The sequence below is a fragment of the Mycetocola sp. Y444 genome (assembly GCF_059445295.1).
In genome coordinates this window covers 659,907-685,367 of the sequence record NZ_JCAIUB010000001.1, presented here as the reverse complement: position 1 = coordinate 685,367, position 25,461 = coordinate 659,907, and the positions used below count along the sequence as shown (strand labels likewise).

General features: G+C 66.4%; 24 protein-coding genes, 2 tRNA genes and 1 riboswitch. Of the genes, 9 read left to right on the top strand and 17 right to left on the bottom strand.

All coding sequences use genetic code 11. The annotated features are described in order from the left end of the window. Nucleotides 1-4: 4 nt before the first annotated feature. Both AC1C2M_RS03300 and AC1C2M_RS03295 read right to left on the bottom strand, forming a co-directional pair. The gene (locus AC1C2M_RS03300; RefSeq protein ID WP_495435239.1) at nt 5-457 is read right to left on the bottom strand and encodes a DUF6993 domain-containing protein; all 453 of its coding nucleotides are present in this window, start codon (nt 455-457) and stop codon (nt 5-7) included. 165 nt (nt 458-622) lie between these two features. After that, nucleotides 623-1,246 carry a single-stranded DNA-binding protein gene (locus AC1C2M_RS03295; protein ID WP_495434144.1) on the bottom strand — a complete coding sequence of 208 codons (624 nt, stop codon included), beginning with the start codon at nt 1,244-1,246 and terminating at the stop codon, nt 623-625. A 224-nt stretch (nt 1,247-1,470) separates the two neighbouring features. Here AC1C2M_RS03295 and AC1C2M_RS03290 point away from each other — a divergent pair, with 224 nt between their 5' ends. From AC1C2M_RS03290 to AC1C2M_RS03280, 3 genes are all read left to right on the top strand, one after another. Continuing rightward, nucleotides 1,471-2,478, top strand: coding sequence for an aldo/keto reductase (locus AC1C2M_RS03290; RefSeq protein WP_483404385.1), 1,008 nt, complete (start codon nt 1,471-1,473; stop codon nt 2,476-2,478). A gap of 92 nt (nt 2,479-2,570) precedes the next feature. After that, nucleotides 2,571-2,816 carry a hypothetical protein gene (locus AC1C2M_RS03285; RefSeq protein ID WP_495435237.1) on the top strand — a complete coding sequence of 82 codons (246 nt, stop codon included), beginning with the start codon at nt 2,571-2,573 and terminating at the stop codon, nt 2,814-2,816. Between the two features lie 128 nt (nt 2,817-2,944). Further along, nucleotides 2,945-3,679: a hypothetical protein gene (locus AC1C2M_RS03280; protein ID WP_495435236.1), complete on the top strand. Its 735-nt coding sequence runs from the start codon at nt 2,945-2,947 to the stop codon at nt 3,677-3,679. A 132-nt stretch (nt 3,680-3,811) separates the two neighbouring features. On the opposite strand, the gene nadE is transcribed toward AC1C2M_RS03280, so the two are convergent. Next, nucleotides 3,812-4,633, bottom strand: a complete 822-nt coding sequence (gene nadE, locus AC1C2M_RS03275; RefSeq protein ID WP_483404388.1) for an NAD(+) synthase — start codon at nt 4,631-4,633, stop codon at nt 3,812-3,814. 54 nt (nt 4,634-4,687) lie between these two features. Further along, a tRNA-Arg gene (locus tag AC1C2M_RS03270) sits at nt 4,688-4,760 on the bottom strand. Between the two features lie 89 nt (nt 4,761-4,849). On the opposite strand from AC1C2M_RS03270, the gene orn reads away from it, so the two are divergent. The 4 genes from orn to AC1C2M_RS03250 all read left to right on the top strand — a co-directional run bounded on the left by orn (nt 4,850) and on the right by AC1C2M_RS03250 (nt 7,292). Further along, nucleotides 4,850-5,470: an oligoribonuclease gene (gene orn, locus AC1C2M_RS03265; protein WP_495435235.1), complete on the top strand. Its 621-nt coding sequence runs from the start codon at nt 4,850-4,852 to the stop codon at nt 5,468-5,470. Nucleotides 5,471-5,520: 50 nt separating this feature from the next. Further along, nucleotides 5,521-5,596 (top strand) — tRNA-His (locus AC1C2M_RS03260). Between the two features lie 54 nt (nt 5,597-5,650). Next, complete coding sequence (locus AC1C2M_RS03255; RefSeq protein ID WP_495435233.1) at nt 5,651-6,001, top strand: metallopeptidase family protein; 351 nt, start codon at nt 5,651-5,653, stop codon at nt 5,999-6,001. Between the two features lie 58 nt (nt 6,002-6,059). Next, nucleotides 6,060-7,292 (top strand): D-alanyl-D-alanine carboxypeptidase family protein, encoded by a 1,233-nt coding sequence (locus tag AC1C2M_RS03250; RefSeq protein ID WP_495435232.1) that lies wholly within the window; start codon nt 6,060-6,062, stop codon nt 7,290-7,292. Here the strand turns inward: AC1C2M_RS03250 and AC1C2M_RS03245 are convergent. The 10 genes from AC1C2M_RS03245 to gatC form a co-directional block, all read right to left on the bottom strand. Continuing rightward, nucleotides 7,289-7,843 (bottom strand): nucleoside/nucleotide kinase family protein, encoded by a 555-nt coding sequence (locus tag AC1C2M_RS03245; protein ID WP_495435231.1) that lies wholly within the window; start codon nt 7,841-7,843, stop codon nt 7,289-7,291. The genes AC1C2M_RS03250 and AC1C2M_RS03245 overlap by 4 nt on opposite strands. Beyond that, nucleotides 7,836-8,618: an energy-coupling factor transporter transmembrane component T family protein gene (locus AC1C2M_RS03240; RefSeq protein ID WP_495435229.1), complete on the bottom strand. Its 783-nt coding sequence runs from the start codon at nt 8,616-8,618 to the stop codon at nt 7,836-7,838. Before AC1C2M_RS03240 ends, AC1C2M_RS03245 begins: the two co-directional genes overlap by 8 nt. Further along, entirely contained in the window at nt 8,615-10,117 is a 1,503-nt protein-coding gene (locus AC1C2M_RS03235) for an ABC transporter ATP-binding protein (protein ID WP_495435228.1), read from the bottom strand. The genes AC1C2M_RS03240 and AC1C2M_RS03235 overlap by 4 nt, the downstream gene beginning before the upstream one ends. Continuing rightward, the gene (locus AC1C2M_RS03230) at nt 10,118-10,795 is read right to left on the bottom strand and encodes an ECF transporter S component (protein WP_495435226.1); all 678 of its coding nucleotides are present in this window, start codon (nt 10,793-10,795) and stop codon (nt 10,118-10,120) included. 33 nt (nt 10,796-10,828) lie between these two features. After that, nucleotides 10,829-10,939, bottom strand: a riboswitch (TPP riboswitch). A 17-nt stretch (nt 10,940-10,956) separates the two neighbouring features. Next, a complete protein-coding gene (locus AC1C2M_RS03225) occupies nt 10,957-11,316 on the bottom strand; it encodes a hypothetical protein (RefSeq protein ID WP_108391289.1) in 360 nt (119 codons plus the stop codon). Between the two features lie 74 nt (nt 11,317-11,390). Further along, nucleotides 11,391-12,644 (bottom strand): DNA polymerase IV, encoded by a 1,254-nt coding sequence (locus tag AC1C2M_RS03220; protein ID WP_495435225.1) that lies wholly within the window; start codon nt 12,642-12,644, stop codon nt 11,391-11,393. A gap of 39 nt (nt 12,645-12,683) precedes the next feature. Then, complete coding sequence (locus AC1C2M_RS03215) at nt 12,684-13,277, bottom strand: hypothetical protein (RefSeq protein WP_483404397.1); 594 nt, start codon at nt 13,275-13,277, stop codon at nt 12,684-12,686. A gap of 49 nt (nt 13,278-13,326) precedes the next feature. Then, the gene (gene gatB / locus AC1C2M_RS03210) at nt 13,327-14,841 is read right to left on the bottom strand and encodes an Asp-tRNA(Asn)/Glu-tRNA(Gln) amidotransferase subunit GatB (protein WP_483404398.1); all 1,515 of its coding nucleotides are present in this window, start codon (nt 14,839-14,841) and stop codon (nt 13,327-13,329) included. Continuing rightward, nucleotides 14,841-16,352, bottom strand: coding sequence for an Asp-tRNA(Asn)/Glu-tRNA(Gln) amidotransferase subunit GatA (gatA, locus tag AC1C2M_RS03205; RefSeq protein ID WP_495435224.1), 1,512 nt, complete (start codon nt 16,350-16,352; stop codon nt 14,841-14,843). The genes gatB and gatA overlap by 1 nt, the downstream gene beginning before the upstream one ends. Next, entirely contained in the window at nt 16,352-16,651 is a 300-nt protein-coding gene (gene gatC / locus AC1C2M_RS03200) for an Asp-tRNA(Asn)/Glu-tRNA(Gln) amidotransferase subunit GatC (protein WP_108391294.1), read from the bottom strand. The genes gatA and gatC overlap by 1 nt, the downstream gene beginning before the upstream one ends. A gap of 98 nt (nt 16,652-16,749) precedes the next feature. Between gatC and AC1C2M_RS03195 the strand changes: the two genes are divergently transcribed. Continuing rightward, nucleotides 16,750-18,465 carry a long-chain-fatty-acid--CoA ligase gene (locus AC1C2M_RS03195; RefSeq protein WP_495435223.1) on the top strand — a complete coding sequence of 572 codons (1,716 nt, stop codon included), beginning with the start codon at nt 16,750-16,752 and terminating at the stop codon, nt 18,463-18,465. 24 nt (nt 18,466-18,489) lie between these two features. On the opposite strand, the gene ligA is transcribed toward AC1C2M_RS03195, so the two are convergent. The 3 genes from ligA to AC1C2M_RS03180 all read right to left on the bottom strand — a co-directional run bounded on the left by ligA (nt 18,490) and on the right by AC1C2M_RS03180 (nt 23,288). After that, nucleotides 18,490-20,775 (bottom strand): NAD-dependent DNA ligase LigA, encoded by a 2,286-nt coding sequence (ligA, locus tag AC1C2M_RS03190; protein WP_495435222.1) that lies wholly within the window; start codon nt 20,773-20,775, stop codon nt 18,490-18,492. 86 nt (nt 20,776-20,861) lie between these two features. Continuing rightward, nucleotides 20,862-21,986 (bottom strand): tRNA 2-thiouridine(34) synthase MnmA, encoded by a 1,125-nt coding sequence (mnmA, locus tag AC1C2M_RS03185; RefSeq protein ID WP_495435220.1) that lies wholly within the window; start codon nt 21,984-21,986, stop codon nt 20,862-20,864. A gap of 81 nt (nt 21,987-22,067) precedes the next feature. Beyond that, nucleotides 22,068-23,288, bottom strand: a complete 1,221-nt coding sequence (locus tag AC1C2M_RS03180; RefSeq protein ID WP_495435219.1) for a cysteine desulfurase family protein — start codon at nt 23,286-23,288, stop codon at nt 22,068-22,070. A gap of 60 nt (nt 23,289-23,348) precedes the next feature. Here AC1C2M_RS03180 and glgX point away from each other — a divergent pair, with 60 nt between their 5' ends. Then, nucleotides 23,349-25,433: a glycogen debranching protein GlgX gene (glgX, locus tag AC1C2M_RS03175; RefSeq protein WP_495435218.1), complete on the top strand. Its 2,085-nt coding sequence runs from the start codon at nt 23,349-23,351 to the stop codon at nt 25,431-25,433. Nucleotides 25,434-25,461: the final 28 nt, after the last annotated feature.

Genomic DNA, 25,461 nt, shown 5'->3' with positions numbered 1-25,461 from the left:
ATTGCTACCAGTCTATTGTTCTTGTCTTCCCAATGAGACATGTCCCGGTGCCGAGCACCCGACCCACCGTCGAGTGATAGCCGCCGACGGCCGTGCCATTCTGACCGATGAGGCACGCTTCGCCCCATCGCACCGAGAACTGGATGGAGTCCGCCGCGTTCCCGATCGTCGTCGTATCGCTCGTCACTTCCATGGCCGCCTTGTCGAAACCGGCGGCAACAAGCCCGTCGATGAACGCACGACCGTCTGCGGCCGGGTTGGCGGCGAGGGTAGAAGCGTTGACCGAATCAAAGTATGGGAGGTTTTCCTCCGCGGTCCCGCCAGGCACCAGTTGCGGTGCCTGCGGCTCTGGCGCCGGCGATTCGACTGCAACGGGCGGCGCCGGTGTCGGAGTCGGAGGGCTTCCCGGCATCGAGCATCCGGCGAGCAATCCCCCAGCGAGAAGAACAGCGAACACACCAGTTCCAACCCGACCTCGCCACCGTGTATCGGGTTTCGCCACGCCATCTCCCTGTGCCTGTGCCTGTTGTGATCCGGGCCGGTTGTGATCTGGCCCGTTGTGATCGCGCCGTGTCGGAACGATCGGCTATCAGTCGAGTCTAGGACGGGAGCGCCCGAACCGTCAGAACGGAGTGTCCGGTTCGAACTCCGGTCGACCCTCGCTGGTTCCCCGGGTGCCGGGGTCGCCGACCGATACGGCCGTCCTGCCGAGTACCGGCGCTACCCAATCCGCCTGCTCGCGCGACGAGTCCGGTCGGGCGCTGGCGGGGTCGGGCTCCCGTGCCGCCAGCCCGGGGTAACCGGTGCCGTCATCACCCGCTGGCCTCGCGGGAGCGTAGCCCGGGTTCGCGGCGTCGACGGCGTCAGCCGCGGGTGTGCCTGAGTCGCGTGCTGGGTTCCTCGCGTACCTGGCGGTCCCCCAGGCCAAATCGTGACCAACACTGTCAGCGTCGACCTCAACAGTCGTGCCGTTCTTGTCTCCGCTCTCCCAGCGCCGAATGCGCAGCCGCCCCATCACCAGCACGCGGTCACCCTTGTGCACCGACTCGTGGACATTGCCGGCGAGTTGCCGGAACGAGGAGACCGTGTACCAGTTCGTCTCGCCAGCTACCCAGGCTCCTGCCGTCCTGTCGAAGTAGCGCTGGTTCGAGGCGAGCCTGAAGCTCGTGAGCTCCACGCCGTCGCGGATCGTCTTGTGCTCGGGAACTGTAGCAACAAGGCCGGTCAGGGTGATGCTGTCTGTCATGAGGGTTCTCCCAACTGGATTTCCACACGCAGGACCTCCGGTGTGGAGGTTCCGGAGACGACCTCGTGCCGGACTGCCGCCTCCGGAACCATGATTCGAGTGTGCGACCCTCCAGCGGGCGGGGTCCCTCCGGTACCTCCCCGGTGGACAGGGCATCCGGCCGCTGAAACTGGGGAGGGATACCCGGCGGCGTGCCCTGCACCCGACACCGCTACCCTGTCCTCATGACGTACTCAGCTGCCGAAAACCGATATGACGACATGCACTACGCCAGGACGGGCAGGAGCGGCCTCATGCTCCCCCGCGTTTCGCTGGGCTTCTGGCACAACTTCGGTGACGGACGGGACCTCGAGACCCAGCAGGCCATCGTGCGGCGAGCGTTCGACCTCGGTATTACCCACTTCGACCTGGCCAACAACTACGGTCCCCCTCCGGGATCTGCTGAACGCAACTTTGGTCGCATCCTTCACGACGATCTCGCCGCTCACCGCGATGAAATCGTCATCTCGACGAAGGCCGGTTACGACATGTGGGCTGGCCCGTACGGCCAGTGGGGCTCACGCAAGTCGCTCCTCTCCTCTCTCGACCAGAGCCTCGGGCGACTCGGCGTGAACTACGTCGACATCTTCTACTCCCACCGCCCGGACCCCGACACCCCCATCGAAGAAACGATGGGGGCACTCGCGACAGCTGTGCACTCAGGGAAAGCCCTCTATGCCGGAATCTCCAACTACTCGCCGGAGCAGACCAGAGCGGCCGCCGCGGCGCTCGCCGAGCACCGCGTCCCCCTCCTGATCCACCAGCCGAGCTACTCCATGTTCAACCGGCACGTCGAAAACGGGCTCCTCGACGTCCTCGACGAGGTCGGAGCGGGCTCCATCGTGTTCTCGCCCCTCGCCCAGGGACTCCTGACCGACCGCTACCTCGATGGAACGGTTCCCGACGGATCCCGTGCGGCGACGAGCAAATTCCTGCCGGCTGAGCGGATCTCGCCCACCTATCTCGAACGAGCCCGAGCCCTCAACACGCTGGCCGCCGACCGCGGGCAGTCGCTCGCGCAACTCGCCCTGACGTGGGTTCTCAGGCATCCGCAGGTCACCTCGGCGCTCATCGGTGCGAGCTCGGTGAAGCAGCTGGAACAGAACGTCGCCGCGCTTGGCGCTCCGCCGCTCACGGCAGACGAACTCGCGGCGATCGAACCGTTCGCCGTTGACGGCACCGGACTGAGCTAGCGCTCCTCTCGGCCGACCGGGCGGTGTCGGTGGTGTCTCCTATCGTGTGGGTAAGAGATCACCGACACCACCGGCCGGAGACAAGAGGCAGCATGCACATCGCAACACACCAGGCGACACTCTCGTCGAGCACGAGGGCGGGCATCGAACTCGTCAGCGTCCACGACGGGTTGTGGCGCGTTCGCCTCAGCGACGGACGCATACTCGGACACGTCGAGCGCCTCAGCTCGGCCACAGGAGACGTCTTCATCGCCAAGCGATTCTCGCCGGTCCGGGCGTCATTCCTGTCCCTCGGGCAGTTCTGGAACATGCAGGATGCCGTCGATTCGCTGCGTTGAGCGGTGGTAGCCCCGTGGGCGGTTTCGCTGTTTCCCGGTCATGACCGGTCGGGCGCTGCTCGGCCGAAAGCGCGACACGGCGGCGGCGTTGCGGGATTACGGGCGGGCCCGAAGGTAGCCTTCGGCACATGGAATGGTGGAATGAATTCGTAGACTGGCTCACCGCAACCGACACACGACCGGTGCTCTTCACCGCCGCCGTGATCTTTATCGCGATTATCGTTTCGGCGCTGCTCGCGGCGTCGATCACCAAGGCAGCGGTACGCCGGCTGATCGCCCAGCGCGACCGCGACCTCAAGACAGCGGCGATCGCCGCACTCGTCGACGCGTCGACCGAGGCCGCCGCCTGGAACTCACTGACCCCCCAGGAGCAGACACTCGCCGACCGGGCAGTCGCCCAGGCGGATATCCAGCTGCGCCTCCTGCCCATCAAGGGTGCGTCGACCGCGGCGAACTGGTCTGCGCACCAGCTCGCCGAGATGAAGCGCAACTCCGCCACGTTCGGTTATGAACTCGGGCCCGTCGTCGCCGAGTTCCGTGACCGTCTCGTCGAATGGCAGAACCGCCCGAACCGCGCGAAGCGCGTCTTCGAAACCGACCTGGAGCGCTGGCGGTTCGAAACCACGACTCACGAGAAGACCCTGCTCGCGGAGCAGGACGCCTGGGCGACACGCCAGCACCACGAGAAGTACACGGAAGCAGAGACCGCGGAGCAGCCCGCCGCGGTCGCCCCCGCTGCGTTCGCCCGTCAGGAGTCGGACATCCCCGACACCACGACGCAGAAGCTGATCGACGATGTCGCCGCGATGGATGTCGCCCGCGCCACAGCGGCTCGCGAGTCTGACGAGAAGAAGCTGGCCTAGAGCCCCCACTTCCACCACGAAGCCGGTACCGCGAACTCGCGGTACCGGCTTCGTCGTGTAAGGGGTCGGCGCCTGTGGGCCCGCGCGCAGCTCAGCGCCTATGCCTTCAGCGCGGCGGGGCGCTGCGCCCGGTCAGCGCCACCAGTTGTCTGCGGGCTCCACCGGTGTTGAGCGCTTGTGCCTGGTCGCGAGGAACCGCGCCTCAATGGCATCCGCAACCTCATCGGGAACGTCGTTCCCTTCGAGGTAGTCGTCGATGTGCGCGTAGGTCAGCCCCAGGTTCGCCTCGTCGGTCTGCCCGGGCTGGTCGTCGAGCAGGTCAGCCGTAGGGAGCTTTTCGTACAGTCGTGCGGGCGCCCCGAGGAACGTGAGCAGGGCCCGGCCCTGCCGCTTTGTCAATCCGGTGAGCGGGACGATGTCCGCGCCACCGTCACCGAACTTCGTGAAGAAACCGGTGACGGCCTCGGCGGCGTGGTCTGTCCCGACAACGAGCAGCCCCTCCTGCCCGGCAAGCGCGTACTGCGCAATCATCCGCGCCCGTGCCTTCACATTGCCCTTGTTGAAGTCGCTGATCGGCTCACCGGTCGCTGTCTCGAACTCCGTTTCAATGCCGTCGACGCCCGGCTTGACGTTGAACGTCACGACCCGCTGGGGCTGGATGAACTCCAGTGCCAGCTGCGCATCCTCCTCGTCACGCTGCACCCCGTACGGCAGCCGCACAGCGATAAACGACACCTTGACATCGTCCTCGGCGAGTTGCTCAACGGCAAGCTGGCACAGCCTCCCGGCGAGGGACGAGTCCTGGCCGCCACTGATACCGAGCACGAGGCCTTTCGCACCGGTCGCCGTGAGGTAATCGGCGAGGAAATCGACGCGCCGACGCGCCTCGGTTTCCGGGTCGATCTCAGGAAGAACGTGCAGTTCGGCAATGATCTGTTTTTGGAGTTCTCGCATGGGTAGTAATTTACCCACCCGCCGTTACGAACGGATGTCGCGCCGACAGAAATGTGCCCCCGGCAGGATTCGAACCTGCGACCAAGAGATTAGAAGGCTCCTGCTCTATCCCCTGAGCTACGGAGGCTGGCGTCTTTCAGAATACCGCAGCACGCTGGACCCCTGTCACCCGCAGCGCGGCAGCCGGCGTCACAGGTCACGGATAGCATGGACACCATGAGCACTGTGAGCGACCGACTTGTCTGGATCGACTGCGAAATGACGGGACTCGACATCGATGCCGACGAACTCGTCGAAATCGCCGTCGTGATCACCGACTATGACCTGAAGCCCGTCGACGACGGCCTCGACATCGTGATCAAACCCGATGACTCGGCGCTGGCGAACATGGGTGAGTTCGTCACCAACATGCACACCTCCTCCGGCCTCCTCGAGGAGATCCCCCTCGGAGTCAGTGTCGCCGAAGCGGAGTACCAGGTCCTCGAGTACGTGCTCAAGCACATTCCCGCAGAGCAGCGTGCTCCCCTCGCCGGAAACTCGATCGGCACAGACCGCGCCTTCCTCACCAAGTTCATGCCACGGCTCGATGCACAGTTGCACTACCGCAACGTCGATGTGTCGTCGATCAAGGAACTCGCCAGGCGCTGGTACCCCAGAGCGTACTTCAATGCCCCGGCCAAGGACGGCGGCCACCGCGCGCTCGCCGACATCCTCGAGTCGATCCGTGAACTGGCCTACTACAGGGAGGCCGTGTTCGTTCCGCAGCCCGGGCCGACATCCGACCAGGCAAAATCGGCTGCACAGGCCGTAGTGAACAATTACGCTCCAATCATGTAATACACTTTTAGGGTTGCCTCGTCCGGTTGAGAGATCGGGGGATGCGCATGGTGGGTATAGCTCAGTTGGTAGAGCGCCTGGTTGTGGTCCAGGAGGTCGCGGGTTCAAGCCCCGTTACTCACCCCAAGTAGACAGATCCTCTCGCGCGGGTCGCGAACCGGGTCGGATCGGCAGTCGTCAATGTTCACCCTCGACGCCGATGCATTCGAAGCCCTCGTCGGTGACGTATTCGACGCGCTGCCGGACGACATGGTCGACGGGCTGGATAATGTCGTCATCGTGATCGAGGATCTTCCCGAAGACGGCTCGCTCGACCTCCTCGGCCTGTACTCGGGCGTGGCGTTGACCGATCGCGGGCAGTACGGTTTCGGCGAGCTGCCCGACATGATCAGCATCTATCGCGAGCCTCTTCTCGCCATCGTCGACAACGAAGAGCAGCTCAGGGAACAGGTGCGCATCACACTGGTGCACGAAATCGCCCACTTCTACGGAATCGACGACGACGAATTGCACTCGCTCGGCTGGGGCTGACGGTCAAAGGACGCTCGGCCAGATAGCCTGATCCCGTGTCAGGAACAGGCGGTACACCATGGGCGTAGCACGAGGTCTCGGGATCTTCGCCGGAACTCTGGTCATTCTCGGAGCGGGCATCTATGGGCCCGCCACCCTCATCGGTCCGCTGCCAGCGGCATCCGTGACCGCCCTCCCGGCATCGGCGCCCGCTGCGGCGAGTGCGCCTCCCGTACTGCCGAGCACCGGCGCCAGCGCTGTCACTGAAGCTGCGGACGCCGCCCCCCTCGCGGTCGCTGGCATTCCGGACGCTGTCCCGATGGCCGGTATCACCAAGACGATCACGGCCCTGGTCGTCCTCGACGCCAAACCCCTCGCTGACGGCGCGCCCGGCGGGACCGTTCCCATCACGAGCGATGACTACCTGAAGTACGTCGGTTACCGCGACGCGGGCACCCGCACCGTCAGCGTGTACACCGAGGACCAGTGGACCCAGCGCGAAATGCTCCAGGCGGTGCTCCTCGGCTCGAGCAACAACCATGCCGACACGCTCGCAGGCTGGGCATTCGGATCGACCGAGGCGTACGTCGAGGCCGCGAACGCCTGGCTGGTCGAGAATGGCATGACCGAGACCACGGTGGTCGACGCCACAGGGCTTGACGAAGCAAGCGTCGGCACGGCGAAAGATCTCTCCCGCCTGGCCGCCCTCGCGCTCACCAACCCGGCAATATCCTCGGTGCTCGCCGAACCGGTCACCGGTCTTCCGAGCCGACGCGGCGTCACCAACACCACGACCTACCTGCCCGAACAACAGGTGGTCGGGATTTCACGGAGCTACACGGATGCCGCCGGCATCTGCCTCCTCTTCGCCGGCGACGTTTCCGTCGATGGCGAGTCGTACAGGTTCTACGGCGCATTCCTCAGGCAACCGGATTGGGACACCCTCGAGACGGCTGTCACCGCCGTGATGGAGAGCGCCAGGGGCGGCGTCACGCCGACGCCTGTCCTTGCCGAGGCCACGCCGGTCGTCTCGTTCACCACCGCGTGGGGCGATTCGGCGAACGGTGTTTCGGGAGCGTCACCCGCACGACTCCGCTGGAGCGCGGCTGCGCCCGAGATCGACGTGGTGACGGATCAGGTCACGTCGGCCGGGACCGGGGCAAAGGTCGGCAGCATCAGTGTCGTCGACGGATCGACGTCGGCCAGGACGTCGCTGACGCTCGACGGAGCCCTGACCGATCCCGGTGTGTTCTGGCGGCTCTCCCACCCGATCCCGGTTATCGGCGCGCTCATCGATTCGCTGAACGACTAGTCCAGCCTGAGCATCAGGTCCGCGAGGCTCTCGGGGTCCTCGCGGGCGACGAACCGCTCAAACTGTGCCTGCCATGAGTCCCAGTGCGCGTCGAAAGCACCCTCATCCCTCGCCAGCGCCCTCACCTTCCGCACGGTGTCGTCCGCATCCAGCCAGACGGCGAGCGTCGCGAATCGCCGGTTCGCCGCCGTGAGCGCGCCGCACCCCTCGATGACCAGAGGGCCGGAACCGGGCACCACGTTCCATTCCGCGTGCGCGTCCCGTGCCCAGTCATGCCTCCGCCAACGGGCCAGGTCACCCCGGGCTCGCGGCTCGAGCAGGTTCACTGCCACGTGCTCCCCCGCAGCGCTGAGCCCGTCCCAGCCCGGGTAGATGTCGTCCATCCGAACGAGCGTCGGGTACGCCGAACCCGGCCAGGATGCCACGAGGGCATCGGCGAGGGTGGATTTGCCAGCGCCACTCGGACCGTCGAGGATGACCACCTCGGTTGCTGGGTCCCCCAACCGCCCCACGATTGTGCTGACCGCCAGGGACAGTCCGAACTCAGGCAAGGATGAACTCCCAGGTCCCCGCCAGCACTGCCGCGGTGATCGCCGCCCCCGCGATGGACGCCCCGATGAGCAGCAGCACAAGTTCGGGCCTGCCGACCGTCGACGGCCGGGCCCACGTGCGCTCAATGGACGAGCCGAATCCTTTGGCCTCCATGGCTGTCGCGAGCTTGCTGCCCCGCCGGATCGCGAGGACCAGGAGTGCGAAGGCCTGGCTGGCGAACCGGACGAGCATCCTGGCGTCGCCAACACCCCTGGCGCGACGTGCCTGACCAAGCGCACGCCAGTCGTCGACGAACAATCCCACCATCCGCAGTCCAGCCAGCCCGCCGAGCACGAAGCGGGCGGGCAGGTGAAGCACCTGGCCGAGCCCGTCGGCGAGGTCTGTCGGGTCGGTCGTTGCGAACAGCACGATGCTCGGCAAACCGATCGCCAGGACACGAAGCATGATGGCGATACCCAGGGCGAGCGACCCCTCGGTGATGGAGACGAATCCCCACGAGGCCAGAAGCGCTCCGGAGTCCTCGCCGTAGAGCACAGTGGTCAGCCCGGCAAAGGGCGCGCCGAGCCACAGCGGTGCTGTCCTGAGCCAGAAGCCGCGGGCGTCGAGCCCCGACCAGAACAGCAGCACGCAGACGAGGATGAGGGCAACGGATGCCGAGACCACGTCGATCGACAGCAGGAGGGTCACACTGATCAGTACCGCAACGGCGAGCTTGGCGATCGGGTTCACTCGCCCGAGCGCGGAGTCTCCCGCTGCGGAAACCAGCCCGGTCACGACAGCACCGCGTGGCTGGAATCGATGACGAACTCCCGGTCGGACAGTGCACGCACGAGATCGTCGTCGTGCGTGACCGTCACGACGGAGCTTCCCGAGTCGACGAGTTCGCCGAGCAGCACCACGAGCTCACGCCAGGTGACAGCATCCTGACCGAAGGTGGGTTCGTCGAGGAACAGGATCTGCGGTTTTGTCGCGAGAATCGTCGCGACGCTCAGGCGTCGTTTCTCTCCGCCGGACAGCGTGAACGGATTGGCATCGGCCAGGGCGTCGAGCCGCAGCCTCGAGAGCAGTTCATCGACCCGCTCGCCGACCTCCCGATCCCCGAGTCGGAGTGCCGTCGGCCCGACGGCAAGCTCGCGCCTCACCGTCGTGGCGAGGAACTGGTGCTCAGGGTCCTGGAAGACGGTGCCCATTCGCGTCAGCAGCTCCTTCGACTTCCACCGCGCTGGGTCCGGCCCGAGTCCCCTGGCCAGTGGAGACCTCGCGTCGAGCGCGCCGCCGAGGCGAGCGAGCAGTCCCGCGAGCGTGAGGGCCAGCGTCGACTTCCCCGCGCCGTTGGGTCCGGTGATGGCGATACTCTCTGCTTCGAACAGCGACAGGTCGAGGGCGGATGCCGCCGTCAGTCGCGTCCGCGAGGCGAACGGCGTTCGACCGACCGAGAGGTCCCCCGCGACGAGGAGTTCAGCGCCCCTGCCTGAACGCGCCGGTCGCGTGGGCAGGACAGGTGGATGAGACGGCACCCACACCCCGGCCCGGGCGAGGCGCTGACCGTGGGTGTCGAGTACATCGGCCGGTGTCCCGTCCGCGAGTACTCCGCCCTCCGGGTCGAGGACGATGACCCGGTCGACGAGATCCTGCCAGACAGCGACCCGGTGCTCGACCACGATCAGGGTCGCGCCCGTGTCAGCGATCACGCGCGCGACAACATCCCTCACCTCGGTCACTCCCTCGGGATCGAGGTTGGCGGTCGGCTCGTCGAGCAACACGAGGCCAGGACGCATGGCGAGGACACCGGCGAGGGCCAGCCGCTGCTTTTGGCCGCCGGACAACCGTGACGACGGGTGGTCGAGGGGAAGGCGGAGCCCGACGGCATCGAGCGCCCACCGCACCCGCCGCCAGATCTCGTCCCGTGGAACCCCGAGGTTCTCGCACGCGAACGCAACATCGTCACCGACGCGCGCCAGGACGACCTGCGAGTCGGGGTCCTGAAGAACCAGTCCCGCCCTGCCGCGGACCTCAGCGGGCCTCGCGCCGTCGATGAGCAGCTGGCCCGTCTCGTCGCCCTCCTCATCGCCCCCGAGCACGCCAGCGAGGGCGGCGAGCAACGTGGATTTGCCCGCGCCCGACGCACCGAGGAGCAGGACGCGCTCACCCGGAGCGATGTCGAGCGTCAGCTCGGAGACCGCCGGAGTGCCCCGACCGGAGTGCCGCCAGCCCCACCCGGTTGCACGGATAGCCGCCCCGCGAACGGTACCGTCACGGGTCGTTCCCGACACTCAGTTGCCCCGGTCGGTCGCTCGAGCGGGAATCGCACGAGCCGAGTTGCCCGAGGCGAACCGTGACAGCGCACCCGTCGCGGCGAGGCCACGCACAGCAAACCAGGACAGCAGGCCGGCGAGGACGACCCCGGATGCCACGGCGCTCACGAAGTAGGTCAGCTTCGCCCCTGCATCGAGCGCCGCATAGCTCGTGAAGGTCGTGTCGAGGAGCCCGACGGCGACGCCGGCTCCCGCACCGGCGAGCAATGCCACCCCGATGCCGAACCGGCGGTAGAAGAACAGGGCGAAGATGAGTTCGGCGCCAGCGCCCTGGATCAGGCCCCAGATGAGGGTGTCGAAACCCCAGACGGTACCGATGAGTGCGGAGACCGCGGCGGCAACGAGTTCCGTGTAGATCGCTGCACCGGGTTTACGGATGATGAGCCCGCCGAGCACCCCGGCGAACAGCCAGCCTCCGGCGAGAAGTCCGCCGAGTCCCGGCGTGAGCGCAAGCGCCGTGCTGATCGGGCCCCAGGCGAGTCCCCACGCCCAGAAGATGACGCCGGCGGCAACGCCGATGACGCTGGCGGTGACGATGTCGACGACCCGCCAGCGGGACGGACGTCGTCCTCGCGCTGGCGTGCCGGCGGCATCCGTCGAGTGTTGTACCTGTGATGGTGATTCTGAAAATTGCACTTTCGCGCCCTCCGTGTAGGAAACAGGGCACGGGTAGCGAGATGAATGCCTCCCTGCGCTGGCATGACCCAGATCAGGTTCGACGGTCGAAGATTATGGAATCTTCCTCTCAGCCCGGTTCACCGGACTCCCGTGTTACTCAGGCGAGTATAGCCCGAACGCTACTTCTTCAGTGCTTTGATGACAAACGCAAGCGCTTTGCCGACGGCCCACACGAAGGGGATGCCGACGGCCATGAGCGAGACGACGTTCGGCTCGAAGCGCAGGCCGGTGCTCGTCTTGAGGTAGGCGCCGATCGGAAGCGCGAATCCGCCGCCTCCGCCACCGGAGCCTGTTCCCTTGCCCGACACGGTCGACGACGCTGTGTCGCCCTCACCCTCGCCCTCACCGACTCCGAAGCCGTACCAGGCGAGTGCGACGGGAACGAGCTTCGCTCCGTCGACCTCAACCGGGTCGCCGTAGACGGAGGTCACTCCGATTGACTTGAACCTGTCTGCCATTTCCAACGCGAGATTTGTCATGCCAACACGCTACCGGCCGCAGGAGAGACGCGCCAAGGGTTGCTTTCTGTGTGCGCGGGGGTCAGGTGCCGGCGTCAGGGCGCGGGCGCCCGGGTACCGCCCGCTGTGTCATTTCCCTTCCTGCCCAGGAGTGACGCGCGCCGAACGGCCTGTCCGCCAAACCTCGCGCGAAGCGAGTCGATGGTTGTCTCGGCCTCTCGCCACTCCTCGTCCGGGTCCCACAGCGCGGCGACGGCATCCTGTTCGTCGGTGAGCTGTTCCGCGCGAACCCCGATCAGGCGGATCGCCCTGCCGTCGATGCCGAGGACGGTGAGCAGCTCATTCGCGCCCTCGAAGAGACGCCGGCCGACGTTCGTGGGCTCGGCGAACGTGCGCGACCTGGTCACCGTCGTGAAATCCTCGAACCGCACCTTGATCGCGACGGTTCTGGCGGAAGCGCCGCTTTTCCTGAGCCGCACGGCCACCTGGTCGGCCAGCCGGAGCAACTCGAGCCTTACGCGTGCCGGGTCAGTGACATCGACGTCAAACGTGACCTCGTGCCCGATGCTCTTCTCCGACGTCGCTGTCACGATGCGGCGGGCGTCACGTCCGTGAGAGAGCTCGTGCAACTTGACGCCGGTGGCCTCCCCGATGGCCCTGGTCAGGGTTGCGAGAGGTGTATCGGCGACGTCGCCGACGGTCGAGAGGCCGAGCCGCTGCAGGGACTCCTCCGTTTTTGCTCCGACTCCCCACAGCGCCCGGATCGGGAGCGGATGCAGAAACGCAAGCGTCTCGGCCGGCGGAATCACGAGGAGTCCGTCCGGCTTGGCGCGCCCTGACGCGACCTTCGCCACGAACTTGGTCGCAGCGGCTCCGACCGAGCAGGTCAGACCGGTCTCGCGGTGCACCCGCTCACGAATGTGCTGACCGACGACGGCGGGCGACCCGATCAACCGTCTCGCCCCCGACACGTCGAGGAACGCCTCGTCGATACTCAGCGGCTCGACGAGCGGGGTCGCATCCCGGAATATCGCCATGACCTGGCGAGAGTATTCGGTGTACCGCTCGTGGTGCGGAGGAAGGATCGTTGCCTGCGGGCACAACCTGATCGCCTTCGAGACCGGCATCGCAGCGGTCACGCCGAATCGCCGGGCTTCGTAGGTGGCGCTTGTGACAACGCTCCGGCCCTCCGGATGCCCGATGATCACCGGCTTGCCGCGGAGTTCGGGGTGGTCCAGCAGCTCCACCGACGCGAAGAATGCGTCCATGTCAATGTGCAGGATGCTTGCGCCGGTGTCGTCGACGTCACCTCGCGTGACCTGTCGTGCGCTGCCGTCCTGCCTGCTCATGGGTTCTATTCTCCCAGCTTTGCGGCCACGCAAGGCGGGTCAGACCAGGGCGATCACGACAGGCTTGAGCCACTCCCGGAATGCCTCAGGATCGTCACGGAGCGACTCGGAAATGATCACGGTGTCCGGAGCAACCACCCAGGCCCCCGGCTCAGCGACGGGAATCACCTCGAGGTCGAGCCTGAAGGACGTGGTCTGCCTGCGGAGCTCGAATTGCCGCCTCTGCACGAGCTGGTACGCGTCCCCCAGCGGATGCTCCCGCGCCTTCACCGCCATCAGGTATTCGGCGTGGCGGGACTCGACCCAGGCCGTGACGGTGTCGTAACAGGCATACACGAGGTCCTGCAGTTCGAGAGCGCGATCGAACACCTCGAAATGCGGCGGGCGAACCTGGCTGATGAACGGCCGGGTCTCCCTGCGCACGATGCCGGCCCACCACCCGCGCCACTGCGCGGCAAGTGCGACCCTGTCGATATCGGGCAGGGCAACCCCGGCTGGCGGAGGGATGACTCGAGGCACCTGCGCCTCGCACTCACGCGAGAGACCCGCGAGGTCTCTCAGGGCAAGCGCGAGGAGCAGATCCCTCGGGCAATCCTCTGTAATCTGCCAGCGAATCGAACCCTCGACCAGCATGGGCTGATCGTACCTGAAGAGTTTTCAGGTTGACAGGTGACGAACGCCCTTAGCCCTGTGCGCGTTCGAGAACGAGTTCCCGCACCCTCGCCGCGTCCGCCTGGCCCTTCATGGCCTTCATCACAGCACCGATGACGGCGCCTGCCGCCTGGACCTTGCCGTCGCGGATCTTCGCGAGCACGTCGGGCTGCGACGCGAGCGCGTCGTCGATGGCCGCGATCAGGGCACCGTCGTCGGAGACGACAGCGAGCCCGCGGGCGTCGACGACCTCCTGGGGCGATCCCTCCCCCGCGATGACACCCTCGAGGACCTGGCGCGCAAGCTTGTCAGTGAGGGTGCCGTCCTCGACGAGCGCGGCGAGTGCGGCAACGTTCTCCGGTGAGACGAGGGCGGATGCCTCGGTGCCCTGTACGTTGGCGATCCGGCTGATCTCCCCTGTCCACCACTTGCGTGCCGCTGCTGGCTTCGCACCGGCGGCAACAGTCGCGGTGATCTCGACGAGGAGCCCGCCGTTCACGACGTCCTGGAACTCGAGGTCGGTGAAACCCCACTCGGCCTTGAGCCGACGGCGGCGCGCGGCAGGAGGCTCGGGGAGCGCTGCACGCAGTTCCTCGATGAGCTCGAGGCTCGGCTCGACCGGGAGAAGGTCGGGCTCGGGGAAGTACCTGTAGTCGTCGGCGTCGCTCTTGGGACGGCCGGCGCTCGTGCGGCCGGTGTCCTCGTGCCAGTGACGGGTCTCCTGGATGATGGTCCCGCCGTCGGCGAGCACCTGCGCCTGGCGCTGGATCTCGTAGCGGATCGCCCGTTCGACCGACCGAAGCGAGTTGACGTTCTTTGTCTCAGTGCGCGTTCCGAGCGGAGCGGGCGGCTGGCCCTCCGGCGTGCGGGGGCGCAGCGAGATGTTGGCGTCACAGCGCAGGTTGCCCCGCTCCATCTTCGCGTCGGAGATTCCGAGGCTCGTGACGATGTCACGGATTGTCGCAACGTACGCCTTGGCCAGCTCGGGGGCATCCGCTTCGGCGCCGTAAATGATGTCTGTGACGATCTCGACGAGCGGAACGCCGGCACGGTTGTAGTCGACGAGCGAGTACTCGGCACCCTGGATCCGGCCGGTCGACCCGCCGACGTGGGTCAGCTTGCCCGCGTCCTCTTCCATGTGCGCACGTTCGATCGACACGGTGACGAGGCGGCCGTTCGGCAACTCGACATCGACGGACCCGTCGAACGCGATGGGCTCGTCGTACTGCGAGATCTGGTAGTTCTTGGCCAGGTCGGGGTAGAAGTAGTTCTTCCGGGCGAACCGCGACGACGGCGCGATCGAGCAGCCCAGGGCGAGACCGAGGCTGATCGCGTAGCGGACGGCCTGTCCGTTGACGACGGGAAGCGAGCCGGGCAGCCCGAGACACACCGGCGAGACGTTCGTGTTCGGCAGAGAGCCGAACTCGTTCGGCGCTGACGAAAACATCTTCGTCTTGGTGTTCAGTTCGACGTGGACCTCGAAGCCGAGCACCGGCTCGAACAGCTCAAGCGCCTTCTCGTAGTCCATCAGGGCGTCTTTCGCCATTATTTTCCTCCCAGTGCCGGAGCCTGCGAGATCAACGTGTGACCCCACTGCTGCTCGAGCAAAGCTTCGATTGCCGCACCAACGCGGTAGAGACGGGCGTCTTCACGCTGCGGGGCCATGACCTGGATGCCAACCGGCAGTCCATCTTCCGGCGCGAGTCCGATCGGAACGCTGATGCCGGGGATTCCGGCCAGGTTTGCCGGGATGGTGGTGATGTCGTTGAGGTACATCGCCATCGGGTCCGCGAGCTTTTCGCCGAATTTGAAGGCAGTCGTCGGCGCACTCGGGGTGACGAGGACGTCGACCTGCTCGAACGCGGCGTTGAAGTCGCGCTGGATGAGCGTTCGGACCTTCTGGGCGCTGCCGTAGTAGGCGTCGTAGTAACCGGCGCTCAGGGCGTAGGTACCCAGGATGATGCGGCGCTTGACCTCTGGACCGAATCCGGCCTCGCGGGTGGCCGCCATGACCTGCTCGACGGTTCCGCCGCCCTCAGGCTGCACGCGCATGCCGAACCGGACGGAGTCGAACTTGGCGAGGTTGCTCGACGCCTCAGCGGGGAGGATGAGGTAGTACGCCGCAACGGCGTACTCGAAGTGTGGCGCACTCACCTCAACGACCTCGGCGCCCTGCTTCGTGAGCATGGCGACGGTTTCCTCGAACCGGCTCTGCACTCCGGCCTGGAAGCCGTCGCCGGAGAGCTCTTTGACGACACCGACCTTGAGACCGGCGAGGCCCTCCCCGCGTGCGCCCGACCGCGCGGCATCCGCCATCGACGGCCAGGCGTCGGTGAGGGACGTCGAGTCCTTGGGGTCGTGCTTGGCGATGACGTCGTGCAGGAGCCCGGCGTCGAGCACGGTGCGGGTGACGGGTCCGACCTGGTCGAGCGATGATGCGAGGGCGATGGCGCCGTACCGGCTGACGGCTCCGTAGGTCGGCTTGACGCCGACGGTGCCCGTGACGTGCGCGGGCTGACGGATGGAACCACCGGTGTCGCTGCCGAGCGCGAGCGGAGCCTCGAAAGCGGCGACGGCGGCAGCCGAGCCACCGCCAGACCCACCGGGAATGCGGTCGAGGTCCCAGGGGTTGCGGGTGGGCCCGTATGCGGAGTGCTCGGTCGACGAGCCCATGGCGAACTCGTCCATGTTGGTCTTGCCGATGGGGATCAGGCCGGCCTCGCGCGAGAGGCGGACGACTGTCGCGTCGAACGGCGACATGTACCCCTCGAGGATCTTGCTGCCGGAGGTCGACGGCATGTCGGTGGTGACGAGCACGTCCTTGACGGCGAGCGGAACCCCGGCAAGAGGGCCGAGTACTTCGCCGGCCGCGCGGCGTTCGTCGATGCGACGGGCAGTCGCCAGTGCGGTGTCGCTCACGGCGAGGAAGGCGTGCACGTCGGTGTCGACGGCCTCGATGCGATCGAGGTGCGCCTGGGTCGCGTCAACAGCGCTGATTGCGCCGCTCTGCAGGTTCTCGGCGAGGTTGGCAGCTGTCATTCTGATGATGTCGTTCATTACTGCTCCTCCCCGAGGATCGCTGAGACCTTGAACCGGTTGTCTGCCTGCTCCGGCGCGTTCTGCAGGGCCTGTTCGATGGTGAGCGTGTCACCGACGACGTCATCGCGGAAGACGTTGGAGAGCGGGACAGGGTGGCTCGTCGCCGGAACGTCGTCTGTGGCGACTTTCTGCACCTTTGCGATGCTGTCGACGATCTGGTCGAGCTCGGTCGTGAGACTCGAGATCTCTTCGGGAGTGAGGGCAATTCGGGCGAGGTTCGCCAGATGCGCCACCTGCTCCTCAGAAATTTCAGACATGGGTCTCCGTCATATAAGTACTGGGGTGTCCCTCCATTGTATTGGGAGCGTGCGCTGCGGCTCGTCGCCCGTGAGCCCGCGGGATTAGAATATGCCGAGTGACCGATACCACCGAACGTCCCTGGCTTGCCAACTACGCACCGGACGTCCCATTCGACATCCCGGTTCAGGACGGAAGCCTCGGCGACCTGGTCCGCCTCTCCGCCGAAAAGCACCCGTCCCTCGTCGCCCTTGAGTTCTTCGGCGCGACGACGACCTACCGCGAACTCCTGCAGTCCATCGAGCGTGTCGCAGAAGCGCTCCGTGGCCTCGGCGTGAAGAAGGGCGACCCTGTGGCCATCGTGCTGCCGAACTGCCCGGAACACATCGTGGCGTTCTACGCGATCCTGCGCCTCGGCGCGATAGTGGTCGAGCACAATCCGCTCTACACTCCACGCGAGCTGAGGCACCAGTTCGAGGATCACGGTGCGAAGGTCGCCATCGTGTGGAACAAAGTGGTCGCAACGGTTCAGGACTTCCCCGGCGACATCGCCGTCGACTCGCTCATCGACGTCGACATCACCCGGAGCATGCCATTCGGAATGCGCCTGGCGCTGACCCTGCCGATCGCGAAGGCCCGTGCGTCACGAGACGCCCTCACCGCGAAGACGAGCGGCACGATCAGCTGGTCGAGCCTGCTGTCCTCCCGTCCGATCGATCCGGAGCACCCGCGCCCGGAGTCCGGCGACGTCGCGATCATCCAGTACACCTCGGGAACGACGGGTCTCCCCAAGGGCGCCGTGCTCAGCCACGCGAACCTTCTCGCGAACGCCGTCCAGGCCAGGGCGTGGACCCCGACGATCACCCACGTCGGCTGCACGATCTACGCGGTCCTGCCGATGTTCCACGCTTACGGCCTGACGCTGTGCCTCACCTTCGCGATGAGCCTCGGCGCACGGCTGGTCCTGTTCCCCAAGTTCGACCCTGACCTTGTGCTGAAAGCCGCGAAGAAGCATCCGCCGACCTTCCTGCCCGCCGTCCCGCCGATCGCTGACCGCCTCCTCAAGCGAGCGATCGAGACCAATGTGTCGCTTGAGGGACTCGAGATCGGCATCACCGGCGCCATGGCCCTCCCCCACGACCTCGTCGTGCCGTTTGAAGCTGCAACCGGCGGATACCTCATCGAGGGCTATGGCCTGAGCGAGTGCTCGCCGGTGCTCATGGCGAACCCGGTCTCCGACGGCCGGAAGGCCGGGACCGTCGGTCTCCCCCTGCCGAGCACCGAGATCAGGATCGTCGACCCCGAGAACCCGACAGTCGACGTTGAACCGGGCATGCCCGGCGAGCTCATCGTTCGCGGACCACAGGTGTTCTCCGGTTACTACCGCAAGCCGGAGGAGACGAGTGCCGTCTTCGTGGGCAACTGGTTCCGCACGGGAGACATCGTCTCGATGGACAGCGACGGCTTCGTCACCGTCGTCGACAGGATCAAGGAACTCATCATCACCGGCGGGTTCAACGTCGCGCCGACCGAGGTGGAGAACACGTTGCGCCTGCACCCCTCCATTGCCGATGTTGCTGTCGTCGGTATGCCGAGCGCGCACTCGGGCGAGGACGTCGTCGCTGCGATCGTGCTCAAGGCTGGCGAAAAGCCCGACCGCGAGTCGATCCGCCAGTTCGCGAGGGACAACCTCACGCCGTACAAGGTGCCGCGGCGCATCATGTTCATCGACGAACTGCCCACCTCGCTCATCGGCAAGGTGCTGCGCAAACAGGTCAGGGAGCGCCTGCTCGAGAAGGAATCGGGCAAGACAGGGTCCTTCCCGACCGTTTAGGAAGCGCCCAGGCGACGACCCCGGTTACTCGTCGAGTGCGGCGGGTCCCTTCGACACCAGCAGGGCGAACTGCTCAGCGTCGATGATCCGGAGGCCTAGTTCCTCGGCCCTGCCGAGCTTCGACCCTGCGCCCGGTCCTGCAGCGACGAAGTCCGTCTTCTTCGACACACTCGATGCCGCTTTGCCACCGGCGGCGATGATCGCCTCCTGGGCGCCCTCTCGGGTGAAGCCCTCGAGCGACCCGGTCGCCACGACTGTGAGCCCGGCGAGGACGCCGTCTTCGTTGCCAGCGGCGCCGGGGCCGGGGTGCCCCGGTGTCGCGAACTGGACGCCTGCCCTTCGCCACTCCTCGACGATTTGCTTGTGCCAGTCGACCTCGAACCAGTCGATGACCGCGTCGGCGATGATGCCGCCAACACCCTCAGTCTCGGCCAGTTCATCGCGGGTCGCCGCGCGGATCGCGTCGAGCGACCCGAAGTAGTTCGCGAGAGCCCGGGCAGCGACAGGGCCGACGTGCCGGATGTTCAGGGCGACGAGGATCCGCCACAGCGGTTTGGTCCTGGACGCTGCAAGGTTCTCGAGCAACTCGAGTGCACCCTTGGACGGCACGGAGAACTCATCGCCGTTGAACACCTCGGAGTCGGGGTCGAACGGGCCGTCTTTCTTCGCCCTGCGGCGGCGGAACGGAGTAACCCGCTTCACAGCACCGTCGTCGGTCAGCTTCGGCAGTCCCGTCTCGATGTCGATCACGGTCACCTCGACTGGGAACAGGTCGGCGATGGTCATCGCGAACAATCGCGCTTCGGAGACGTCGCCGTTTTCATCGGCGAGCGGTGGTCGTGTCGGTTCGAGCGGCTGGGTCAGCGCGGCAGCCGCAACCTCTCCGAGTCCCTCGACGTCGAGGGCACCTCGGGAACCGACGTGTTCGACCCGACCCCTGACCTGCGCCGGGCACGACCTGGAGTTGGGGCAGCGGAGGTCTTTATCGCCCTCCTTCGCCGGACGGAGGGGGGTGTCGCACGATGGACAGCGCTCGGGCATCACGAACTCGCGCTCGGAGCCGTCGCGCAGTTCGACGACGGGGCCGAGGATCTCCGGGATCACGTCACCCGCCTTGCGCAGCACGACGGTGTCGCCGATGAGCACACCCTTCGCCTTGACCACGTCCTGGTTGTGCAGCGTCGCCTGGCTCACCGTCGAGCCGGCAACGCGCACGGGCTCGACCTGTGCAAACGGGGTGGCCCGCCCTGTTCTGCCGACGCTGACGACGATGTTGAGTAGCTTCGTGTTGACCTGCTCCGGCGGGTACTTGTACGCCGTCGCCCACCTCGGGGCCCTGCTCGTCGCACCGAGTTCGTCGTGCAGCGCGAGCTCGTCGACCTTGACGACGATGCCGTCGATCTCGTGCTCGACGCTCGACCGGTGCTCACCGAAATAGTCGATGAAGCCGACGGCCCCGTCGATGTCGTCGAAGACCCGGTAATGGGTCGAGGTCGGCAGTCCCCAGCCCGCGAGGAGGTCGTAGACCTCGCTCTGCGCGGCAACGGGCGGGTTCGGCCACGCCCCGACACCGTGAACGAGCATCCGCAGCCGGCCCAGCCGGTTCTTCATCAGCGTGAGCTGGGCGGCGTTCTTGCCCTCTGCCTTCTGCCGGAGGCTGCCGCTCGCTGCATTGCGGGGATTGGCGAAGACCTTCTCGCCAGCGGCGAGCTGCAGTTCATTGAGTTCACGGAACGATTCGACGGGAAAGAAGATCTCGCCGCGGATCTCGACCAGGTCTGGATGCCCGGTTCCGCTGAGGCGCTCGGGGATGGAGGAGATTGCGGCGACGTTCTCGGTGACGTCTTCGCCGACGACGCCGTCACCGCGGGTCGCGGCGCTCACGAGCCGACCGCGCTCGTAGCGCAGGTTGACGGCGAGGCCGTCGATCTTGAGCTCGGTGAGGTAGTGGACCTTCCGGCCTGACGCGCGCTCAACCCGCTCGCTCCACGCGCGGAGTTCATCGGCCGAGAAGACGTTGTCAAGGCTCAGCATCCGTTCCACGTGGGTGACCGGATCGAAGAGCGACGCCTGCGCGCGACCGCCGACGGTCTGGGTCGGGCTGTCCTGCGTTTGCAGCTCGGGGAAGAGATGCTCGAGCTGCTCGAGCCTGTGCATCATGGCGTCGTACTCGGCGTCGGACACGAGCGAGGTGTCTCGCTCATAGTAGGCGTCGCGGAGTTCGAGGATGCGTGTGGTCAGGTCGGCGGCTTCAGCCGCTGCCGTCTCAAGGTCGTCGCGTGTGCCCTGCGTCTCGATGCTTTCTGTCACCCAACCAGTCTAGGGACAGGCACAGACACCGGCGGAGGGGTTGCGCGCTACAGCGAGGCGCAGCCCGCACCTCGCTGCGCGACGGTTCAGGCGTCGGCCGGAACCGCGCTCACCGTGCGGTCGATGGTGCACTGCCCGAGCACGCGGGTACCCACATAGACGACAGCGGTCTGTCCTGGCGCGACACCGTCGAGCGGGGTGTGCGGGCGGATCATCAGCTCGGGCTCGCCGGTCTCGGCGTTCGGCTGCACGACGGCGACGGCTGGCACCGGGTCTGCGTGCGCGCGGATCTGCACGTCGCACTCGAATGCCAGGTCGGGGTGCTCGGGAGCGCGTCCTGCCCAGGTGAACCGCGACCCGGCGATCTCACCGATGGCCAGAGCCTCCTTCGGCCCGACGACAACCTCGTTGGTCTTCGGCCGAACCTCGAGCACGAAGCGCGGTCGACCGCCCGGGTCTGGTACGCCGAGGTTGAGTCCGCGACGCTGGCCGACGGTGAACGCCTGTGCGCCCTCGTGCGAGCCGACGACTGATCCGTTCCGGTCCAGGATCGCGCCCTTCTCGGCACCGACGCGATCGGCGAGCCAGCCACGGGTGTCGCCGTCGGGGATGAAGCAGATGTCGTGGCTGTCCGGCTTGTTCGCCACGCTGAATCCCCGCGCGGCAGCCTCGGCTCGAACCTCCGCCTTGGACGGCGTAGCGCCGAGGGGGAACATCGAGTGTGCGATCTGCTCGGCGGTAAGCACGCCGAGCACGTAGCTCTGGTCCTTCGCCCACGCGCTCGCGCGGTGAAGTTCAGGGTTGCCGTCGGCATCCATCACGATCGTGGCGTAGTGGCCGGTGCAGACCGCGTCGAAGCCCAGGTCGAGAGCCTTCTCCAGCAGGGCGGCGAACTTGATCTTCTCGTTGCACCGCATGCAGGGGTTCGGGGTCCGGCCTGCCGTGTACTCGGCGATGAAATCGTCGACGACATCGAGCTTGAACCGCTCGGAAAAGTCCCACACGTAGTACGGGATGCCAATGATGTTCGCGGCCCTCTGTGCGTCCATCGAGTCTTCGATGGTGCAGCACCCGCGGCTCCCGGTGCGCAGCGTACCGGGCATCCGGCTCAGTGCCAGGTGCACGCCGACGACCTCGTGACCCGCTTCGACCGCACGCGCTGCGGCGACCGCGGAGTCCACCCCGCCTGACATAGCTGCTAAAACCTTCACCGGAACAGTCTACGCGCCCTCGACTGGATAGGGCCTGTCGGGCTGCCCAGACGCGGTTCCCTGCAAGGCAGCGGGTCGGGCCTATGCGCCGAGCACGGTCTTCCGGTCGGCCAGTCCGGCGCGCGCGGCCTGGGCGTACGCCGCGGGGATGGCGGCGAGGAGGGCATCGACGTCCGCTTCGGTCGTCGAGTGCCCGAGCGTAACCCGGATTGCGCCCCGAGCCTCGAGTTCGTCGCGCCCCATGGCCCTCAGGACGTGTGACGGTTCGGGGATTCCCGCCTGGCACGCTGATCCGGTCGAGACCGAGACCCCGGCCATGTCGAGAAGGAAGAGCAGCGAGTCGCCCTCGCATCCCGGGAAGGCGAAGTGCGCGTTGCCCGGCAGCCGTCCTTGCCCGGTCGGCCCGTTGAGCTTCGCCGACGGGACAGCGTCGAGGATGCCGGCGATGAGCCGGTCGCGCAGCGCCGTAAGACGATCAGCTTCGCTGGCGAGACGCTCGCCGGCCGCGCGGGCCGCAACGGCAAACGACACAGCGCCCGCGACATCCTGGGTCCCGGAACGGACCTGGCGCTGCTGACCCCCGCCGTGCAGCAGCGGTTCAACGTGCGCCGAGCGCGAAACGACGAGGGCGCCAATGCCGACAGGGCCGCCGATCTTGTGCGCTGAGACACTCAGCGCCACGAGTCCGGTGTCGCCGGTGCTGCCTGACGCGCGCCGAACCGCTCCGAAGTCCACGGGCAGGTATCCGTATGCCGCGACGGCGTCGACGTGCATCGGCACTCCGGATGCCGCAGCGAGCGTCGCGATCTCGGTGACGGGCTGAATGGTCCCCACCTCGTTGTTCGCCCAGAGCAGGGTGAGGAGGGCGACCCGGTCACCGTGTTCGGCGAGCGCACGCTCGACGACGTCGGGTGAGAGCCAGCCGTTTTCGTCGAGCGGAAGCCACTCGATCGACGCACCCTCGTGCGCCTGGAGCCACTCCAGCGTGTCGATGGTGGCGTGGTGCTCGCCGCCGGGGGCGAGAATGACCGGGCGTTGCGCGTCGGCGTTGCGCTTCCAGTAAATGCCCTTGAGCGCGAGGTTGATGGACTCAGTGCCGCCCGAGGTCAGCACGACCTCGATCGGGTCGCAGCCCAGCGATCGCGCGATGACTTCCCTGGCTTCCTCGAGCATCTGTTTCGCGGACTGTCCCTGCGAGTGAATGGAGGCAGGATTACCGACCTGGCGCATGGCATCCGTGTATGCGTCGATGGCCTCGGGGAGCATCGGCGTCGTCGCCGCGTGGTCGAGGTAGACAACCATGGGTTCTCCCTCCCGGTGACGATTCACGTACGAAACCCGTACCCAACTACTCTAGATCGCATGACTTCTGCCGGCGCACCGCGCTCCCTCGGAGTGCACCTGACCTCGCACGGTGGAGAGCTCAGGGTGTGGTCCGCCTCCGCCCAGCAGCTCGAGCTCGTGCTGTTCGATCCCAAGGATCCCACCTGGGTCACGAAGACTCTGCCCCTCGAACGCGGAGACTCCGATGTGTGGTCGGTTCGGACGCGATCGCTGAAAGTCGGCACGCGATACGCGGTTCGCGCCGCAGGCCCAGAGGGTCCGACTCACGCCTTCGACCCCTCAACGCTTCTCATCGAGCCATACTCGAAGGGCCTCGTCCGGATCGCTCCCGGTCAATACCAGTCCGTCGTGGTTGACGGCACCTTCGACTGGGGCGGAGTCGAAAAACCGAAGGTCCCCCTCGACGCCACGGTGATCTACGAAGCGCACGCCCGGGGCATCTCCAAGCTCAACACCTCGATACCCGAGCACCTTCGCGGAAGCTATGCCGGCATCGCCCACCCGGCGACGATCGGGTACCTGAAGGACCTCGGCGTCACGAGTGTCGAGCTCCTCCCCGTCCACGCGTTCACCTCGGAGCAACGGCTCGTCAGGCAGGGCCTCGTCAACTACTGGGGCTACAACACCCTCAACTTCTTCACCCCGCATCCGCCATACGCGTCCAAGGCGGCACAGGCTGAAGGTCCGGATGCCATTCTCCGTGAGTTCAAGGGCATGGTCAGGCTTCTGCACGAGGCCGGTATCGAGGTCATCCTCGACGTTGTGTACAACCACACGGCTGAGGAGGGCAGGAAGGGTCCGACAACGAGCCTTCGCGGAATCGACAACGACGCGTACTACCGGCAGACCGCCGACGGCACCTATATCGATGTGACGGGCTGCGGCAACAGCGTGAACACCGCACATCCCGCCGCGCGCCAGCTGGTGCTCGACTCGCTCAAGTACTGGGCGAACGACCTCCAGATCGACGGCTTCCGGTTCGACCTCGCCGTGACACTCGGGCGGGAGGCGAACCACGAGTTCTCCGCTCACTCCGAACTGCTCAACGACATCATCACCGACCCGGCCCTCGCCGGGGTGAAGATGATCGCCGAGCCGTGGGATGTCGGCGCCGGCGGCTGGCAGACGGGGCACTTTCCCCGCGGCTGGAGCGAGTGGAACGACAGGTACCGTGACCGCGCCCGGAACTTCTGGCTCTCCGACATCGATTACGCACGGAGGGCGAGCCAGGCGCCGGTCGGCATCGGCGGCTTCGCGACGCGACTCGCGGGGTCAAGCAACACCTTCTCACCCGACCGCGGACCGCTCGCGTCCGTCAACTTCATCACCGCCCACGACGGGTTCACCCTCGCCGACCTCGTGTCGTACGACATCAAGCACAACATCGGCAACGGCGAATCGAACCGCGACGGGACGGACAACAACCGGTCGTTCAACCACGGCGCCGAGGGCCCGACGGCCGACGTGACGATTCTCTCCACCCGCAGGAAGGCCATGCGCAACCTGCTCGGCACCCTGCTGCTCTCGGCCGGCATCCCCATGATCACGGCCGGTGACGAATTCGGGCGTACCCAGCGGGGAAACAACAACGCGTACTGCCACGACTCCGAGCTGACCTGGCTCGGCTCTCCCGTCGACGGCTGGCAGCGCAACCTGTTCGCTCACTCGAAGAGACTCATCGAACTCAGGCGGCAGAATCCGGCCCTGCGGCCGACCCGATTCGGACGCTCAGGAGAGGTGATTCCGAGTGCGAACCAGATGGACTGGTACGACGCGTCCGGCAACACCATGAGCGCCGACGACTGGGAGAGCGCACGCAACCGCACCCTGCAGTACGTGGCGTCCTCCACGCCGGAGTTCGAAGACTTCAACCGGATTCTCCTGATCATCCACGGGGTCGAGGACGGCACGACGGTGACACTCCCCCGGCATCCGGAGGTCGCACGGTATGAACTTCTCTGGCGAAGCAACGATGAAACACCGGTGACGGATGCCGTCAGCTCGGCGCCAGGGGACAGAATCGAGATAGCCCCAACATCGATGCAACTGTTCCTGGCGGTCTCCGATGACGGCGGCGAAGTGAGCGACGAAAGACGCGACTGACGCAGACACTGGCGCCGGAGACAATGGC

Bases quoted from the DNA above. Each gene is read 5' to 3' on its own strand.
- AC1C2M_RS03295 (WP_495434144.1), bottom strand. From the start codon at position 1,246: ATGACAGACAGCATCACCCTGACCGGCCTTGTTGCTACAGTTCCCGAG.
- AC1C2M_RS03290 (WP_483404385.1), top strand. From the start codon at position 1,471: ATGACGTACTCAGCTGCCGAAAACCGATATGACGACATGCACTACGCC.
- AC1C2M_RS03285 (WP_495435237.1), top strand. From the start codon at position 2,571: ATGCACATCGCAACACACCAGGCGACACTCTCGTCGAGCACGAGGGCG.
- AC1C2M_RS03280 (WP_495435236.1), top strand. From the start codon at position 2,945: ATGGAATGGTGGAATGAATTCGTAGACTGGCTCACCGCAACCGACACA.
- nadE (WP_483404388.1), bottom strand. From the start codon at position 4,633: ATGCGAGAACTCCAAAAACAGATCATTGCCGAACTGCACGTTCTTCCT.
- orn (WP_495435235.1), top strand. From the start codon at position 4,850: ATGAGCACTGTGAGCGACCGACTTGTCTGGATCGACTGCGAAATGACG.
- AC1C2M_RS03255 (WP_495435233.1), top strand. From the start codon at position 5,651: ATGTTCACCCTCGACGCCGATGCATTCGAAGCCCTCGTCGGTGACGTA.
- AC1C2M_RS03250 (WP_495435232.1), top strand. From the start codon at position 6,060: ATGGGCGTAGCACGAGGTCTCGGGATCTTCGCCGGAACTCTGGTCATT.
- AC1C2M_RS03225 (WP_108391289.1), bottom strand. From the start codon at position 11,316: ATGACAAATCTCGCGTTGGAAATGGCAGACAGGTTCAAGTCAATCGGA.
- AC1C2M_RS03220 (WP_495435225.1), bottom strand. From the start codon at position 12,644: ATGAGCAGGCAGGACGGCAGCGCACGACAGGTCACGCGAGGTGACGTC.
- AC1C2M_RS03215 (WP_483404397.1), bottom strand. From the start codon at position 13,277: ATGCTGGTCGAGGGTTCGATTCGCTGGCAGATTACAGAGGATTGCCCG.
- gatB (WP_483404398.1), bottom strand. From the start codon at position 14,841: ATGGCGAAAGACGCCCTGATGGACTACGAGAAGGCGCTTGAGCTGTTC.
- gatA (WP_495435224.1), bottom strand. From the start codon at position 16,352: ATGAACGACATCATCAGAATGACAGCTGCCAACCTCGCCGAGAACCTG.
- gatC (WP_108391294.1), bottom strand. From the start codon at position 16,651: ATGTCTGAAATTTCTGAGGAGCAGGTGGCGCATCTGGCGAACCTCGCC.
- AC1C2M_RS03180 (WP_495435219.1), bottom strand. From the start codon at position 23,288: ATGGTTGTCTACCTCGACCACGCGGCGACGACGCCGATGCTCCCCGAG.
- glgX (WP_495435218.1), top strand. From the start codon at position 23,349: ATGACTTCTGCCGGCGCACCGCGCTCCCTCGGAGTGCACCTGACCTCG.